The 15,664-nt window shown below is 46.3% G+C and carries 14 protein-coding genes; 3 read left to right on the top strand and 11 right to left on the bottom strand.

The annotated features are described in order from the left end of the window. Nucleotides 1-3: 3 nt before the first annotated feature. Nucleotides 4-753, top strand: coding sequence for an amino acid ABC transporter ATP-binding protein (locus tag AC4EHK_RS03115; RefSeq protein WP_142827075.1), 750 nt, complete (start codon nucleotides 4-6; stop codon nucleotides 751-753). Between the two features lie 38 nt (nucleotides 754-791). Here AC4EHK_RS03115 and AC4EHK_RS03110 read toward each other — a convergent pair whose 3' ends face one another. Then, a complete protein-coding gene (locus tag AC4EHK_RS03110; protein ID WP_490977338.1) occupies nucleotides 792-1,907 on the bottom strand; it encodes a mandelate racemase/muconate lactonizing enzyme family protein in 1,116 nt (371 codons plus the stop codon). A gap of 99 nt (nucleotides 1,908-2,006) precedes the next feature. On the opposite strand from AC4EHK_RS03110, the gene AC4EHK_RS03105 reads away from it, so the two are divergent. Further along, nucleotides 2,007-3,212 (top strand): M20 metallopeptidase family protein, encoded by a 1,206-nt coding sequence (locus tag AC4EHK_RS03105; protein WP_490977337.1) that lies wholly within the window; start codon nucleotides 2,007-2,009, stop codon nucleotides 3,210-3,212. Between the two features lie 97 nt (nucleotides 3,213-3,309). On the opposite strand, the gene AC4EHK_RS03100 is transcribed toward AC4EHK_RS03105, so the two are convergent. The 9 genes from AC4EHK_RS03100 to AC4EHK_RS03060 form a co-directional block, all read right to left on the bottom strand. Then, complete coding sequence (locus AC4EHK_RS03100; protein WP_490977336.1) at nucleotides 3,310-4,500, bottom strand: glycine C-acetyltransferase; 1,191 nt, start codon at nucleotides 4,498-4,500, stop codon at nucleotides 3,310-3,312. A 92-nt stretch (nucleotides 4,501-4,592) separates the two neighbouring features. Then, complete coding sequence (locus AC4EHK_RS03095; protein WP_490977335.1) at nucleotides 4,593-6,719, bottom strand: peptidase M6; 2,127 nt, start codon at nucleotides 6,717-6,719, stop codon at nucleotides 4,593-4,595. A gap of 206 nt (nucleotides 6,720-6,925) precedes the next feature. After that, nucleotides 6,926-8,059 carry a bifunctional cystathionine gamma-lyase/homocysteine desulfhydrase gene (locus tag AC4EHK_RS03090; protein ID WP_490977334.1) on the bottom strand — a complete coding sequence of 378 codons (1,134 nt, stop codon included), beginning with the start codon at nucleotides 8,057-8,059 and terminating at the stop codon, nucleotides 6,926-6,928. Continuing rightward, entirely contained in the window at nucleotides 8,056-8,991 is a 936-nt protein-coding gene (locus AC4EHK_RS03085) for a PLP-dependent cysteine synthase family protein (RefSeq protein WP_490977333.1), read from the bottom strand. The genes AC4EHK_RS03090 and AC4EHK_RS03085 overlap by 4 nt, the downstream gene beginning before the upstream one ends. Nucleotides 8,992-9,002: 11 nt before the next feature. Further along, nucleotides 9,003-9,476, bottom strand: coding sequence for an S-ribosylhomocysteine lyase (locus tag AC4EHK_RS03080; RefSeq protein ID WP_490977332.1), 474 nt, complete (start codon nucleotides 9,474-9,476; stop codon nucleotides 9,003-9,005). A 12-nt stretch (nucleotides 9,477-9,488) separates the two neighbouring features. Then, nucleotides 9,489-10,124, bottom strand: coding sequence for a class I SAM-dependent DNA methyltransferase (locus tag AC4EHK_RS03075; protein ID WP_490977331.1), 636 nt, complete (start codon nucleotides 10,122-10,124; stop codon nucleotides 9,489-9,491). Between the two features lie 180 nt (nucleotides 10,125-10,304). Beyond that, on the bottom strand, nucleotides 10,305-10,946 hold the full coding sequence (locus AC4EHK_RS03070) for a YczE/YyaS/YitT family protein (protein WP_490977330.1): 642 nt from the start codon (nucleotides 10,944-10,946) through the stop codon (nucleotides 10,305-10,307). 66 nt (nucleotides 10,947-11,012) lie between these two features. After that, nucleotides 11,013-11,504 carry a Cys-tRNA(Pro) deacylase gene (gene ybaK, locus AC4EHK_RS03065; protein ID WP_490977329.1) on the bottom strand — a complete coding sequence of 164 codons (492 nt, stop codon included), beginning with the start codon at nucleotides 11,502-11,504 and terminating at the stop codon, nucleotides 11,013-11,015. A 46-nt stretch (nucleotides 11,505-11,550) separates the two neighbouring features. After that, entirely contained in the window at nucleotides 11,551-13,710 is a 2,160-nt protein-coding gene (locus tag AC4EHK_RS03060; protein ID WP_490977328.1) for a DNA topoisomerase III, read from the bottom strand. Nucleotides 13,711-13,965: 255 nt separating this feature from the next. On the opposite strand from AC4EHK_RS03060, the gene AC4EHK_RS03055 reads away from it, so the two are divergent. After that, nucleotides 13,966-14,904 carry a nuclease-related domain-containing protein gene (locus AC4EHK_RS03055; RefSeq protein WP_490977327.1) on the top strand — a complete coding sequence of 313 codons (939 nt, stop codon included), beginning with the start codon at nucleotides 13,966-13,968 and terminating at the stop codon, nucleotides 14,902-14,904. 140 nt (nucleotides 14,905-15,044) lie between these two features. On the opposite strand, the gene AC4EHK_RS03050 is transcribed toward AC4EHK_RS03055, so the two are convergent. Then, nucleotides 15,045-15,608 carry an NADPH-dependent FMN reductase gene (locus tag AC4EHK_RS03050; protein WP_490977326.1) on the bottom strand — a complete coding sequence of 188 codons (564 nt, stop codon included), beginning with the start codon at nucleotides 15,606-15,608 and terminating at the stop codon, nucleotides 15,045-15,047. Between the last annotated feature and the right edge of the window lie 56 nt (nucleotides 15,609-15,664).

Here is a 15,664-nt window from a genome sequence, read left to right as displayed (position 1 = left end):
AATATGATTTCAATCAAAAATTTGCATAAGAAGTTCGGAGATCTTGAAGTGTTGAAAGGCATTGATGCAGACGTCCAAAAAGGTCAGGCTATTGTCGTGATCGGACCCTCCGGTTCTGGCAAGACGACATTCTTGCGCTGCCTCAATACACTGGAAACACCAACTTCCGGATCCGTGACGATTGATGAACAAACGGTCGACTTTTCTAAATCGTTGTCGAAAAAACAGATTATGGCTTTTCGTAAACAGTCGGCAATGGTTTTTCAACATTACAACTTGTTTCCTCACATGACGGCGCTTGAAAACGTCATGGAAGGTCCCATCACAGTCCAAAAACAAGATAAAAAGCTGGCCAGAAAAAAAGCTGAGCAGTTGCTGACGAAAGTCGGACTCGGCGAAAAAATCAATGAGTACCCATTTCAGCTGAGCGGCGGCCAGCAGCAGCGCGTTGGCATTGCCCGTGCGCTGGCACTGGAACCGAAAGTTATGCTGTTCGATGAACCGACGTCTGCGCTCGATCCTGAGTTGGTTGGCGAAGTGCTGCAGGTTATGAAAGACTTGGCTGCCGAAGGCATGACGATGGTTGTGGTGACCCATGAAATGCGTTTTGCCAAAGGCGTGGCAGACGAAGTGCTGTTTATGGACGAAGGACGCATTATCGAACGCGGCAAACCGGAAGACATTTTCAATCACCCGAAAGAAGAACGAACACAACGTTTCTTGAATTTGATTCAAAAAACAGATATCATATAAAAAACTCGCGGCCCATGGGGTCCGCGAGTTTTTTATTATTATAGTTGACTGCTCCACTGTTGAACGGTCAACTTTTCCAGTTGCGCTTGATCCACTTCTACACCAAGGCCCGGTTTGCCAGACAACAATACATAAGGATGTTGATAGTTTAAGTCACCAATTTCTTCGCTGAAAAGCAGCGGACCGGTTAATTCTGTGCTTTCGATATTGATGCGTGACATCGCTACATGGTAGCCTGCAGCTGAACCGATGGATGATTCCACCATGGAGCCGACTTGGCACTGAATGCCTGCTGCCTCAGCAGCTTTGGCCATTTGTGTGGCGTGGAAAATACCGGCGCATTTCATTAGCTTAATGTTAATAACATCGGCCGCCTGCAGCCGGATGATTTCCAGCAAGTCGTCCATCGATTGGATGCTTTCATCAGCCATTATGGGAACAGCTGTTTTTGCACGGACCTCCGCCAGTCCACGGATATCCCCCATCCGAATCGGCTGCTCGATCCAGGCAATGTTCGCCCCTTCGAGTTGTTTAATCGCCGCTACGGCAATGCCTGGGGTTTTCCATCCTTGGTTGACATCCACACGTATTGGCATATCTCTGCCAACCGCTTCGCGAACCGCTAAAATCCGGTCCACATCTTCCTGCGCTTGCCCTTTGCCTACTTTCAGCTTTAAAGAAGCATAGCCCATTTCAACTGCTTTTTTTGCTTTCGCCGCCATGATGTCAGGCGCTTCGATGCTGAGGACTCTCGGGTAATCCAAATGCGCTGTCGCTTGTCCTCCAATCAAGTTGTAAACCGGCTGCCCTACTGCCTTGCCCATCAAATCATAGCAGGCAATATCTACAGCGGCTTTAGCAGCTGAGTTGCCTGACATCAAGCCCTGCATGTTTGAATGGATGGCTTCAATGTCAAAGGGACTCATTCCAATCACGGCGGGCAAGAACAATTCCTTCAGTATTTCAAATGCTGATGCAAAATATTCTCCTGTCACATGTTCATCCGGTACCGCTTCCCCGTAGCCGATTAAGCCCGAATCCGTTTCCAGCACAACAATTAATGCCGGCATATCCGGGTAAGTTGCATAAGATATAATGAATGGCTCTTTAAGAGGGAACCTGACTGCATGCAATGACGCTTTTGTGATTTTCATTTGACAGCCTCCAATGGATTTAACTTCCTGTATACTTCTACTATAGTGAAATTTAAGAATGATTGATATCATATTTTATAGCCAAAGGAGTTTTAAGAGATGACAATAACCCAGCACATTGAATCGCTGTACGGAGAAATGGTGAACACAAGAAGACATTTGCATATGCATCCCGAGCTGTCGCATCAAGAAGTGGCCACTCCAAATTTTATTGCAGATCGACTGGAAGAAATGGGCGTGGACGTTCGACGAGGAGTTGGCGGACGCGGTATCGTCGGGAAGATCCGCGGCGGCAAGCCCGGCAAGACAATCGCGTTCCGTGCGGATTTTGATGCTCTGCCAATTCATGATCAAAAAGATGTCCCTTATAAATCCACTGTTCCTGGTGTTATGCACGCTTGTGGACATGATGGCCATACTGCTGCGTTGCTGGGCTTTGCGAAAGCTATGATGGCTATTCAGGACGAATTGCCAGGCACTGTTGTGTTCATCCATCAATTCGGGGAAGAAGTGTCTCCCGGCGGTGCACGTGCCATGATTGAGGACGGTTGCCTGGATGGTGTCGATGCTGTGTACGGTGCGCATCTGCAAAGTAAATTGGACAGCGGCCGCATTTATTTGCGTGATGGTTTTTTGCAAGCTTCCGAAGATACCGTTAAAATTGTCGTTCACGGCTCCGGAGCTCACGGCGCAGAGCCGCATAACGGCGTCGATCCGATTTTGGCTGCCTCCCATATCATGATCGCGCTGCAATCGATTGTCAGCCGCAATGCCGATCCGTTAAAAGAATTGGTCGTCTCAATCGGCAAGTTCCATGCGGGCGACGCCGACAACGTTATTCCCGGAAAAGCTGTGCTTGAAGGCACAATCCGCGTGTTTGATCCCGAACTTCGCAAACTGGCCAGCCAGCGTCTGCGGACGATTGTAGAGAATGTCGCCATCGCGATGGGTGCCACGGCTGAGGTGTTCATCGAAAACGGCTATGATGCGCTCTGGAACCATCCGGCTGAAGCAAATCTGATCCGCAGTGCAGGACGCGGCTTGCTGGGTAAAGAAGATGTTGTGGAGATCGATCCGGTCATGCCGGTTGAGGATTTCACTTATTTTACACAGGCAAAACCCGGTGCTTACTTTTTTGTCGGCGCGAAAATGGAAAACAGTGGTGACGTTTATCCACATCATCATGAAAACTTCGATTTTAATGAAACCGCGATGCTGGTGACGGCGAAAATGTTTGCCGTGATTTATTTTGAAGCGCAAGGAATGGCTGTGGAAAGTATTCCTGTCGTTTTGGACAGTATTTGACGGAGTTTGGAAAGTATATTGCCCAAATTGGTATGTATAGGTTATATTTGGAAATAAAAACACGCCGGGCATATGCGCCTGGCGTGTTTTTTGTCTATTAATTGATGACGCCTAATTCTTTGCCGACTTTTTCGTACGTCGCAATGGCTTCATCGAGCATTTCTTTCGTGTGGGCAGCTGTTGGCATGTTGCGGACGCGTCCAGTGCCTTTTGGAACAGTTGGGAAGACGATTGATTTGGCATAGACGCCTTCTTCGAACAAGCGCTTCGAAAATTCCTGCGTCAGCTTTTCGTCGCCGATGATGCAAGGCGTGATTGGCGTTTCTGAATGGCCGATATCGAAGCCTAATGCATCCAAGCCTTTTTTCAAGTAATCGCCGTTGTCCCACAGCTTATCGTGGAGTTCTGTAGAATCGATGATCATTTGAACCGCTGCTGTGATGGCTGCAACATCTCCCGGAGTTACCGCTGTTGAGAATAAGAAAGGACGCGAACGAACTTTCAGCCAATCGATAAGATTTTTCTTGCCGGCTACATAACCGCCGACAACACCGACTGCTTTAGACAAAGTTCCCATTTGCATGTCGATCTCTTTTTCAAGGCCGAAATGCTTCACGGTGCCTTTCCCTTTTCCAGTAACACCTGATCCGTGTGCATCATCCACATACGTAATCAAGTCGAACTCTTTGGCAATTTCTACGATTTCTGGAAGCTTGGCAATATCGCCATCCATCGAAAAGACACCGTCTGTGATGACCATGACTTTCTTGTAAAGGCCTGATTCTGTCGCTTCTTTTGCTTTCAAGCGCAAATCTTCCATATCAGAATGCTTGAACGCGATAATTTTCGCTTTTGATAAACGGCAGCCATCAATGATGGATGCGTGGTTTAATTGGTCGGATAGAATGGCATCGTTCTTGTCCATGACAGCTGAAATGGCCGCCATGTTACAGTTGAATCCGGATTGGTATGAAATCGCTGCTTCTGTGCCTTTAAACTCCGCCAATTTTTCTTCCAACTTCACGTGCAAATCAAGCGTACCGTTGATTGTCCGGACCGCACCTGCACCAACTCCATATTTATCGATGGCATCTTTTGCCACTTGCTTTAAATCTTCATTGGTTGCTAGACCCAAGTAGTTGTTTGAAGATAAATTAATCAACTCTTTGCCGCGAACTTTAATGATTGCGCCATTTGGTCCTTCAACTGGATCAATTTCATTGTAAAGACCTTGTTCTTTTAGTTCTGTTAAGTTCTCATCTAAAAATGCATCTAGTTTTTTTGACAATGTCCTCTTCCTTTCAAAACGAAATTCTCTAATCATCTTAACATACAGCCATTTTTTCCAAAAGAAAAAGCGGACCGAGGTCCGCTTTTGGTTTATTTTTTACCTTTGCCTTTGCCTTTGCCTTTGTTATTGCCTTTTTCTTTGCTCGGCTTGTCTTTCTTGTAAATCACTTCGTACGTAAATTCTTTCGCTTCTTTTTGTCCTTCTTCTGCAGCATAAGAAGTGATCATCTTAACATTGCCCTCACGAAGAACTTGCTTAAGGTCCAAGGCCTGTTTTTCCGTTACATTATATGGATCCACGTGGAAGACCCGTTCCTTGCCATTTTTCATCGTTTGGATAAAGGTTGTGGTGAAGTTGACATAGTCGCCTTTCAATTGGCCCAATGACTGGAAACCATCCGTTGATGTTCCAGCGGCTGAGAAATCACCCAATTGAACGTTCTTGATGAACCATCCTGTATCGTTATAGCCCCAGTCGGTCAAGTTCCGGAATGATACCAATACATCCTGCCCAGCATACGCTGAAAGATCGAATGTTTCAGTAGTCCAATCCAGTTTATGGCCTGTGAAACCTGGTACGTTTTCTTTGATTGTTGGGTGACCTTCTTCAACAACATCATTGCGCGTGTTTTCATTTTCGAGAGAAGTCCATGTTTCGCCATTGTCAGTAGAAACCTGAACTACAGCATAATCCCAGCCTTCTTCGATATCGTAATAATGGTCAAACGCAAGCACTGGGTTATCCGTTGGAACCGTTGCTCCAAAGATTAATGCCTGGTCTGCTTCGTCTCCGTTGTTTGCGTGCAATACTTGTTCAGAAGCATCCAATGGATTTGCAGCAGTCTCCCATTGCAGTGGAAGGAAATCAACGCCGTCAAATTCCAAACCGCGAACATCTTTTCCAAAGTTAAACTCTTTAAAGTCTCCTCCCCATGCTGGAACGCCTTCTTTTTCAAAAGTCTTCGCCTTTTCAAAGTCTACTGTTTTGCCTCTTACTTCGCCGGCAGTGCCAACTGGCAAACTGCGCAGGTCGATGCTGTCGATATTGTAATCGCTGCTGACTTTTGAGTTATCCAGAGTCAGAGCCGTCATGAAGTTTTGATAAACTTCCGTGAACGTTTTATTGGTTCCGTAGTCCTGCAACACTTTGTTGACGCTCGCCATCCCTTGAGTGTCGCCATCTGTCGCTAGCTCACGGATAAATTCCTGTCCAAACTTGTCATACATATACAAAGTGAACAAGTAGACCTGGCCATAGTCCGCAATTGTTTCAGGTCCCGTTGCTGCAGTTCCATGCTCATCCCAGTTGACAAGAGAGTTTTCCGGATGATCCAAATAGAAGTTGATGGATCCTTCACCATGGCCATAACCACCCAGGTATTCAGAGAATGTGGACATCCCTTCATTCAACCAGGTTTCTTCAGAACCGTCGTTATCGGCTTGGATCAAATGCTGCAATTCATGGATTGTCGTGGCAAAAAACGTGTCTTCAAGACGTGTTTCCCATGTATTTGTATCAATTGTGATGATGTTGCGGTCTGTGTAATTTTCAAGTGTCTGCCAGAAAAAGCCAGCTACAAAGAACGGATAGCTTGGGTTGTTCCAACCTTCATCCTGCACATTATCGACTAGCATGATAACTTTATCGGATCCTTCGTAATAGCCTTCAGGAAGGCCGACCATTTCAGGAAGCGGCGAACCGGTGCCATCCAGTACGTCTGGTGTTCCAAAGAAATCCGTCGCAACTGGATAAATATTGCTATCGAATTCAGCCTTTAATTTGTCTACTTGCGCCTGTGTCACCACATCAGCTGGTTTCGGATTATCCGGCCCATATGCCAAGTCTTTGGCTACCCAGATTTCGACATTCTCTCCGACACTGCGCAGTGTAAATTCTTTAAAAGCTAAATTGCGGTCCAAGAACATTTTAGTGCCGCCATCGTATGTAAATGGATCGTCGGCTTGTGCATCAGTCGTTCCGTTAGCCACTTCATCAGCTTGCGCTTTAATCTTTTTATCCGCTTCTTTTTGGAAGTTTGGATCTTGCGTCAAATCATTTAAGCTTTGATCGATATCGATCCGATCCCCGTATCGTTCACTGTTCCAGTCATTCGCTGTTGGCGTTGCCTCGATTGGTGCCGCTGCTGCTGCTGGTGCGAGTAAAGACAAAGTTAACGCACTAGCCGATAAAATCGACACCCATTTGCTGTTCTTCATATTGCATCCCCTTCCGAACTGTCAGAATATTGTTTCTTTGGAAATCTTACCATGACTGAATAGTCTGAAGAATAGGGAAGAAGATATATTTCGAGTCACGAAATTACAGGCGGTAAGCGGTATATTTCCGGCTGACTCATAGTCAAAAAGGTTTGGGAAAGGAATGGAGAAAAAGAAAAAACCGCCTAGAATAGGCGGTTAGTCACTTATTTTAACGCATTTTCCAGATCTTTGATCAAATCTTCAACATCTTCGATTCCGACAGATATCCGGACAAGCCCTTCGACAATGCCAAGCTCACCGCGGCGTTCGATTGGAATCGAGGCGTGTGTCATTTGTGCCGGCACGGAAATCAGACTTTCAACAGCGCCCAAGCTCTCAGCTAACGTGAAGTATTTCAGCTTGGCCAATAGTTCGCCAGCTTTTTCCTTGCTGCCTACATCAAATGAAATCATGCCGCCAAAGCCAGTTGCCTGCTTCTGCATTAATTCACGTCCCGGATGGCTTGCTAGTCCCGGATAAATCACCTTGCCAACCGCTTCATGCGCTTCCAGAAACTCAGCAATTTTCTGTGCATTGGAGTTGGCTTCTTCCATGCGCAACCCTAAAGTTTTCAGCCCGCGAATCAATAGCCATGAATCTTGCGGCCCCAAAATAGCACCGATTGAATTTTGAACAAAATGGACTTGTTCGGCTAATTCTGCTGAATTCACAACGACCAGTCCAGCGACAACATCACTGTGTCCGCCGATGTATTTTGTCGCACTGTGCAGCACAATATCAGCACCCAATGCAATCGGGTTCTGCAAATAAGGTGTCATAAACGTGTTATCGACAATTGTCAGCAAGCCTTTCGATTTCGCAAAGGCTGCGACTGCTTCGATATCCGTTACTTTTAACAGCGGATTGGTAGGCGTTTCAATGAAAATGGCTTTCGTGTTTTCTTTGACTGCCGCTTCCACTTCCGCTAAATTCCCTGTATCGACAAATGTGAATTCCAAACCAAAACGGTTCAACACTTTGTTGATCACACGGTAAGTTCCTCCGTAGACATCGTCTGTCAGAACCACATGGTCTCCCGCTGAAAACATCATCATTACTGATGAAATGGCAGCCATTCCTGATCCAAATGCAAAGCCGGCATGGCCGAATTCTACATCCGCAATCAATTCCTCGAGTGCGTGGCGGGTTGGATTGCCCGTCCGTGAATATTCATAGCCTTTAAACTTGCCGACCGCTTCCTGCTTGTACGTACTGACCTGATAAATTGGTGTGGATACGGCGCCTGTTGCTTCATCTCCAACGATGCCGCCGTGGATTAATCTTGTTTTCGGTTTCATTGCTGATCCTCCTCAAAACTTCTGCCATAAATATTTTGGCTCATATAACGTTCGCTTGAATCAGCGAATACAGTGACGATATGGCTGCCCGGTTTTGCAACTTGTGCTTCCCGCAGAGCCGCCACAAAAGCCGCGCCAGAAGAACTTCCGACTAATAAACCTTCGTTTTTTGCCAACTCGCGAACCGCCATAAATGCTTCTTTATCCAGAATGGTATGAATGGCTTCAAAATAACGTTCTTCCATATAATCTGGCAAAAACTCCATGCCGATGCCTTCTGTCAAATGCGGCCCTGATGGCCCACCGTTTAAAATTGATCCTTCCGGTTCCACGATGACTGTTTTAATGGCTTCATTACGGGATTTTAAGTAACGTGAGGTGCCCATAAAAGTGCCGCCAGATCCGGCTCCTGCAATAAAGACATCAATATTGCCTTCCAGCGCTTCCCAAACTTCCGGCCCCAATGTGCGGACGTAAGTCTCCGGATTAGCGGGATTGGAAAATTGAGAAGGAGAAAATGCCCCTTCTGCTTCCACCATTTCTTTGGCTTTGGCAATGGCGCCTTTGATGCCTTTTTCGGTCGGCGTATTGATAACTTCCGCTCCCAGTGCACGCATCAACCCTTGTTTTTCCTGGCTGAATTTTTCCGGCACGACAAATTTCACGTGGTAGCCTTTGCCGATTGCGGCGATGGCAAGCCCGATGCCGGTATTGCCGGCTGTCGGCTCAATCATCGTCCCGCCCGGTTGGAGCAACCCGCGCTGTTCTGCATCTTCTATCAGTGAAACGCCTAAACGGTCTTTAACGCTGCCGCCCGGATTAAAATACTCAAGCTTGGCAAAAATACGGCAGCCGTTTGGAATTTCGCTGTGTGTTAATTCCAACAGCGGCGTATTGCCGATCAACTGCTGAATTTCAGTAGCATACTTCATCGATATTCTCCTTAGATCGCTTCATCTGCGAAGACTTGGCGCCATTGGTCTTTTTTCGCCAGCATTTCACGCGCTAATTCTTTTGCGCCTTCTAGGCTATGGCTAGCAGCCCAACCACATTGCACTTCGTTGCAAGCTGGTACTTCATCTGCTTCGATGACGTCTTCCAATGTGTTTTCCAAAATGCGAAGAACGTCCTCATAATCGTCGTGGTTGATGACAGACAAGTAGAAGCCTGTTTGACAGCCCATCGGCCCAATGTCGACAATGTCCTCTGAGTGGTTGCGGCTATGCTCGGCCATCATGTGCTCAAGCGAATGAAGCCCCGGCATATCCATATGTTCTTTGTTGGGCTGCTTGAAACGAATATCGTATTTGCGGATCGTATCGCCTTTAGCTCCGGTTTTTTCCCCTGCTAAACGCACATACGGTGCCACTACTTTTGTGTGATCCAAGTTAAAGCTTTCAACATTCATTTTTTTCATCCAAATCGCTCCTCATTTTTTAGTTGCGTTGATCAGAAATACGTAATTGTTCATCTTCGACAATTCTATCGCAAATCCTGCATCCATGGCCAGCTTTTCCATGACAGGAACCGTTGTGTAATATTCACGATTCAAGTCCTCTACTAGATTAGCATGACCTCTTGTTTGCTCAAATGCAATGATTTCCTTTTTAGCACTTTCTGAAGCAAATAAAGTATCTGCAAAAACCACTTTGCCGCCTGCCGACAATTGCTCTGCGTATATTTGGAAAGCTTGTGCTTTTTCGGCGTCCGTCAAGTGATGGAACGCATATGAGCTGACAAAGCTTTTCGGTTGGATGCCTGCTTGAAATTCCAAAAAATCACCATCAACGAGCGTCAAGTCCGCTATCTTTTCTGCCGTTACTTTCCGCATGGCTTCATTTGGCTCAACGCCAACCACTTCAAGCCCTCTAGCCAAAAGTTTTTCGGTCAAATTGCCGGTTCCCACACCAAACTCCACAACCGGTCCAATTGCTTCATCGGCCACTGCCTGAAGAATCTCATCATATTTTACGAATACATCTCTGTATTCCGCGTCTTTTCCACTGACTGAATCGTCATACGTATGAACCCATTCATCAAATATTTCTACGAACTCTCGTCCCATAAAAAATCCCCTTTTCATTCATATTCAATAAAACCAATAGAGTTACTCGGCTTTATTTATATCATATCAGAATCGAGGTTTCAACTATAAGCGATTGAGTTGTGAATCCACATATTTCGGGCTTTAAGCGATCGCTTCAACTAGATAGTAGAAAAACAATTTCCAATTGAAGCTGAGCTATTAAATTTTGAGAATCGGTGGAACTTCTTCTTTTTTGCCGATCAGCGTCACCAGCAAGTTTTCAAATTGCGGCAAGGAAACTTGCACAATTCTGCCAGTCAACAAAGCAACAGCGATGGTTCCGACGCCAACAGGTCCTCCGAGCAGCCAGCCGAGCAAAGCCACGCCCACTTCGATGCTTGCGCGGACGACACTGATGCTGAGCCCTGTTTTGTTGACCAGCAGCATCATCAGGCTATCCCGTGGCCCCGCACCAATTTTCGGCGATACATAAAGGCCAACACCATAGCCCGAAACCACAATACCAGCCGATAAAATCAAGATTTGTCCAACCAGCGTTTGAATATCTGGTATAAGGAAATTAAAAATATCAATAAAGATGCCGACCAGCAGCATATTCAAAAAAGTGCCGACCTGTGGTACTTTACGGGTGAAGATGGCAGTGATCGCAATCAGCGCAAACCCGGCAATGACAGACCAAGTACCGATCGTCAAACCGAAGTTCAAATACAGTCCGACATGCAGCACATCCCATGGACCAATGCCGAGTTTGCTCCCTTTGATAGTCATCGTAAACCCGAGAGCCAGAACAACCAATCCGACAATAAAAAATAACCAGCGATAAAACAACGAACGCTTCATCCAAATCCTTCTTTCTTCTATTGTGATATGAAAAATCCATCCATTCAATGTGAATGGATGGAAGCCTTATTGACTCGGTGCCGTCAATTCAGCAAATTGGCCATTTGTTACAGCGGCCAGCTTATCTGGAGCCAGTTTCAGCTGCATGCCGATTTTGCCGGCAGAAACAATCAGTTCAGGCAATTGCTCCGCTTCAGCCGAAACAAAAGTCGGAAACGGTTTTTTCATTCCGACAGGCGAACAGCCTCCTCGGATGTATCCGGTCAATGATAAAATATCCTTGACCGGCGCCATTTCGATTTTCTTTTCGCCTGCCGCTTTCGCTGCTTTTTTTAGATCCAACTCTTCTGCCACCGGAATGACGAAAACATAAGCTTGCTTCGACGCACCGATTGCCACTAGTGTTTTGTAGACAAGTTCGGCAGAAAATCCAATTTTCGCTGCAACGGAAACGCCATCCACTTTGCCGTCTTCTGTGCTGTAATGGAGCAGTTCATAAGGAACGTTCTCTTTGTCGAGCATGCGTGCTGCATTGGTCTTTGCAATTTTCTTAGCCATGGCGAATTCTCCTTGCTTCGAAGTTCTTTCCCCACAGCATACCACCCTATTCGCTTTGGCCCAATAACTTTTTCAGTGCATCAGCCATTGCGGTATTTTGCGGCGCTTCGTCTTGCTGATTCAAGTATTTATTGACGTCTTTTTTGTTAGCTTTGGACTGGCCGGATTTTTTGCGTTTTTCAAAGGCCGACAGCTTTTCACGATGTCCGCATTTGCAGACGAAAATCTTGCCGTCTCCCTCGCCTTGCATCTCCAGCTTTTTGTGGCAGTTCGGACAGCGTGCGTTGGTCTGCATCGCCACCTGCTTTTTGTAACCGCAGTCGCGGTCCTGACAGACGTTCATCTTGCCGCGTTTGCCGTTGACTTCAAGAAGCGGTTTGCCGCAATCCGGGCACATTTTGCCAGTAATGTTATCATGCTTGAATTTCTTGTCGCTCTTTTTGATGTCCGACACCGATTTTTCGGCGAAGGCGATCATTTCTTTTATGAATTCTTCTTTTTTCAATTGACCTTTGGCAATTTTGGTTAATTGCTGTTCCCAGTCAGCTGTCAGCTTCGGCGACTTCAAGTCTTCTGGAACAAGCTCCAGCAGCTGGCGGCCTTTTGAGGTAATCGTCAAGTCCTTGCCTTTTTTCTCTATCAGGAACGTATTGAACAATTTGTCGATAACGTCCGCACGGGTCGCAACAGTTCCGAGCCCGCCCGTCTCACCGAGTGTCTGGATCAGTTCTTTGGATTCGCCGCTCATGAACTGCGCCGGATTTTCCATGGCACCCAGCAGCGTTCCTTCGTTGAAAAAAGCAGGCGGCTTGGTTTTGCCATCCGTCAGCGCGATGCCTTTGATCGTTAACTTTTGCCCATTTTCAAACGGCGCCAGCGTCGTATCGTTGTCGTCGTCGTCATCTTTGTAAATCCGTTTCCAGCCTTCGTTGCGGATTGTATTGCCTTTTGCCTGGAATGTTTCCCCGCCGGCTGTCAATTTGACAGTCGTCTGGTCGTATTCATACTGCGGATAAAATACCGCAAGAAACCGCCTGACGATCATATCGTACAATTTGATTTCTTTGTCAGACAAGTCGTGCAGCGGCGGCGTTTCTTCCGTCGGAATGATGGCGTGGTGATCGGAAACTTTGGCGTCATCGATCACGCCTTTTTGCGGTGCCACGGGATTTTTCAGAATCATCGCGGCCAGGCTGCGGTAAGGTCCCATCTGGACAGCTTTGACGCGGTCTTTCAAGGTATCGCGCATGTCGCTCGTCAAATGCTTCGAATCGGTACGCGGATACGTCACAATTTTATAGCGTTCGTACAAGTTCTGCAGTGTGTTGAGCGTTTCTTTCGCCGACCAGCTATAACGCTTGTAGGCTTCTTTTTGCAGTTCGGTCAAGTCGAATAAAGGCGGTGCCGGCTGCCGTTTCGGCGTAATTTTGATGTCCGTTACCGTACCTTCATGCGTATTTTGGAGTTTGGTAAAAAGGTTGTCGACTTTTTCCTTGTCGAAGGATTGCGTCGAATTGCCGTCTGTCCAAGTGAAAGCAGCTTTGTCTGTAATTGCCTGCATGCCGTAGTACGGCTTCGGCTGGAAATTGCGGATTTGTTGTTCGCGTTCGGCAATCATTGCCAGTGTCGGCGTCTGCACACGGCCAGTCGACAATTGCGCATTGTATTTAACGGTCAATGCCCGCGTTGCATTTATGCCGACAACCCAATCTGCTTCTGCACGCGCCACAGCTGCTTCATATAAATTCTCGTAAGCGCGGCCGTCTTTCAGGTTTTGGAAGCCGTCTTTGATCGCTTTGTCGGTAACCGATGAAATCCACAGCCGCTTTACAGGCTTGCGTGTATTCGTTTTTTCCAGGATCCAGCGCGCTACCAGTTCGCCTTCGCGTCCAGCGTCTGTCGCGATGATCACTTCGTTGACATCGCCGCGCTGCAACAGCGACTTGACGGCATTAAATTGTTTCATTGATTGCTTGATTGGCACGAGCTTGAACGGCTTTGGAATAATCGGCAGCGTGTCCATTTTCCATTCCTTGAAGTCGTTGTCGTACTGTTCCGGCTGTGCATGCGTCACCAAGTGGCCAAGCGCCCACGTGACGATATACTGCTTGCCTTCTAAATACCCGTTGCCTTTTTGTTCGCATCCAAGAACGCGCGCAATATCACGCGCTACGGATGGCTTTTCTGCTAAAACGATTGATTTCATTTGGATTCACCCTCATTTCTGATGTGGTTATTGTAACATTTTCTGATTTTAAAAGAAAAAGATGCGTCAGAATCGTATTTGTTGCTCAATGGAATGCATTTGCGCACCTATGGATCGTATTTCAGAGCTAATGGAACGTATTTCATTCCCAATGGATCATAAAATCATCTTCTCCAAATTCAAATCAAAATATTCTTGATTTCATTCACCGACAAGGCTATATTAATTTCAACTCTCTCGAAAGGAATGATGTTTTTGCAATTGATTGAACGCCGACGTCCCAGTATTCTCATCTACCTGGAAGCACTGCTTGCCCGTACCCCTTCCTATCATCCAGCCTATTCGGATATTAAAGAAAAAGTCCGGACTTGGACTGCTGGGTATGCAGGAGAAGTTTGGTTTGACCGAATGTGGCTTGACTATACGAACAATGAAATTTTCAACGTGATTCCTGATTATGTCACTCACTCTCATCAAATGGATGCCATCTGCGTCTTCTCCAAATTTATTGCCATCATTGAAATTAAAAATATCGGCGGCGTCATTGAACTGGACGGAACAACCCGTCAATTTACCCGTACATTGCACGCTGAATCCATAGGCATGAGAAATCCGGACGATCAGCTGTACCGCCATGAAAAAAAGATTCGGCAACTGACAAATTATAAAATACCTGTTATTGGCATCGTTGTATTTACCAATCCCTCCAGCATCCTTAAACTCAAAGCTGTAGAACGACGAGTTATCCACCTCTCCGGATTACCATTTGTATTAGATCAACTGATTGAACAGTACAGTACTTATCCTTCATTTGATGTTCCTCAACTATGTGATCTTCTACTGTCTCATCAATGTCCTCCCACGCCCTATCAGCACGAACCTGCAAACTATCCTTTACAAACTGGTGTTTTTTGTTCTGTCTGTTCTTTTTCAAAAATGGTTTATTCCCGCGATTTTTGGCGTTGCCTGAATTGCAGCAACAAGCAACAGGATGCCCATTTATTGGCATTGCAGGATTATCGTCTGTTGGTAGGAAGCACGATATCCAATCAGGAATTCCGAAGATTTACGGAGATGGAATCACGATCTAACGCTGTGAAAATCTTAAAGCGCTGCGGTTTCAAAACCGTTGGCACTCATAGAAGCCTCAGATATTTGATTCCAGAAATGGACTTGCGGAATAAAACCAAATAGGCAATGGAATCATATTTATGACTCAATGGATCGTAAATGCGCTGCAACGGATCGTATTTCCAGGCTAGCGGAACATATTTTAACCACAACGGATCATAAACCAAAAAAAACCTCCCAAAAAGGGAGGTTTTCTCAATCAATCATGGGTTATCCAGCGTTTCTTTCGACAAATGCGTACTCATCTCAGCGTACTGCACGAAAACACGCGCCAGTTCGCGGAGGCGGTTGTGGACGTCTTCGTTGACGATGGTGTTGGTGTCGTCGAAATGGCTGGTGTGTGTGTAGACATAATTTGGCGTCACCAGGCAGCGGAAGTAATCGAGAATCGGCTTGAGCTGGTTTTCGATGACTAAATGATGCTGATACGTGCCGCCGTTTGCTACGATCGATACCGGCTTGTAGCGCATCGTGCGCGGGTGCAGCATATCAAATGTATTTTTCAAGACACCCGGAATCGATCCTTGGAAGATTGGCGATGCAATGATATAGCCGTCTGCTTCTTCAAAGCGGCGAACGATTTCTTGCATGCTGTCATTGTATTCGCCGAGCGGACGGCCATCAACAAACTGATGGTCATAATCGGCCAGCTTTAACATCGTTAGTTCCATATCGGGAGCGAATTCCTGGATATACGTTTGTACCTGTTCCAGTATGGCACCAGTCTTGCGCCCCAGAATCGTTCCGTCTACTAATAAAATCTTCATAATCCTATGTCCTCCTCAAAATGCGTGGAATATCAGTTGGTTAATTATGTGCAAAT

The organism is Planococcus sp. TJ-307, assembly GCF_058268435.1.
The sequence above is the reverse complement of the archived record's forward strand: the minus strand, read 5'-3'. Positions and strand labels throughout refer to the sequence as shown.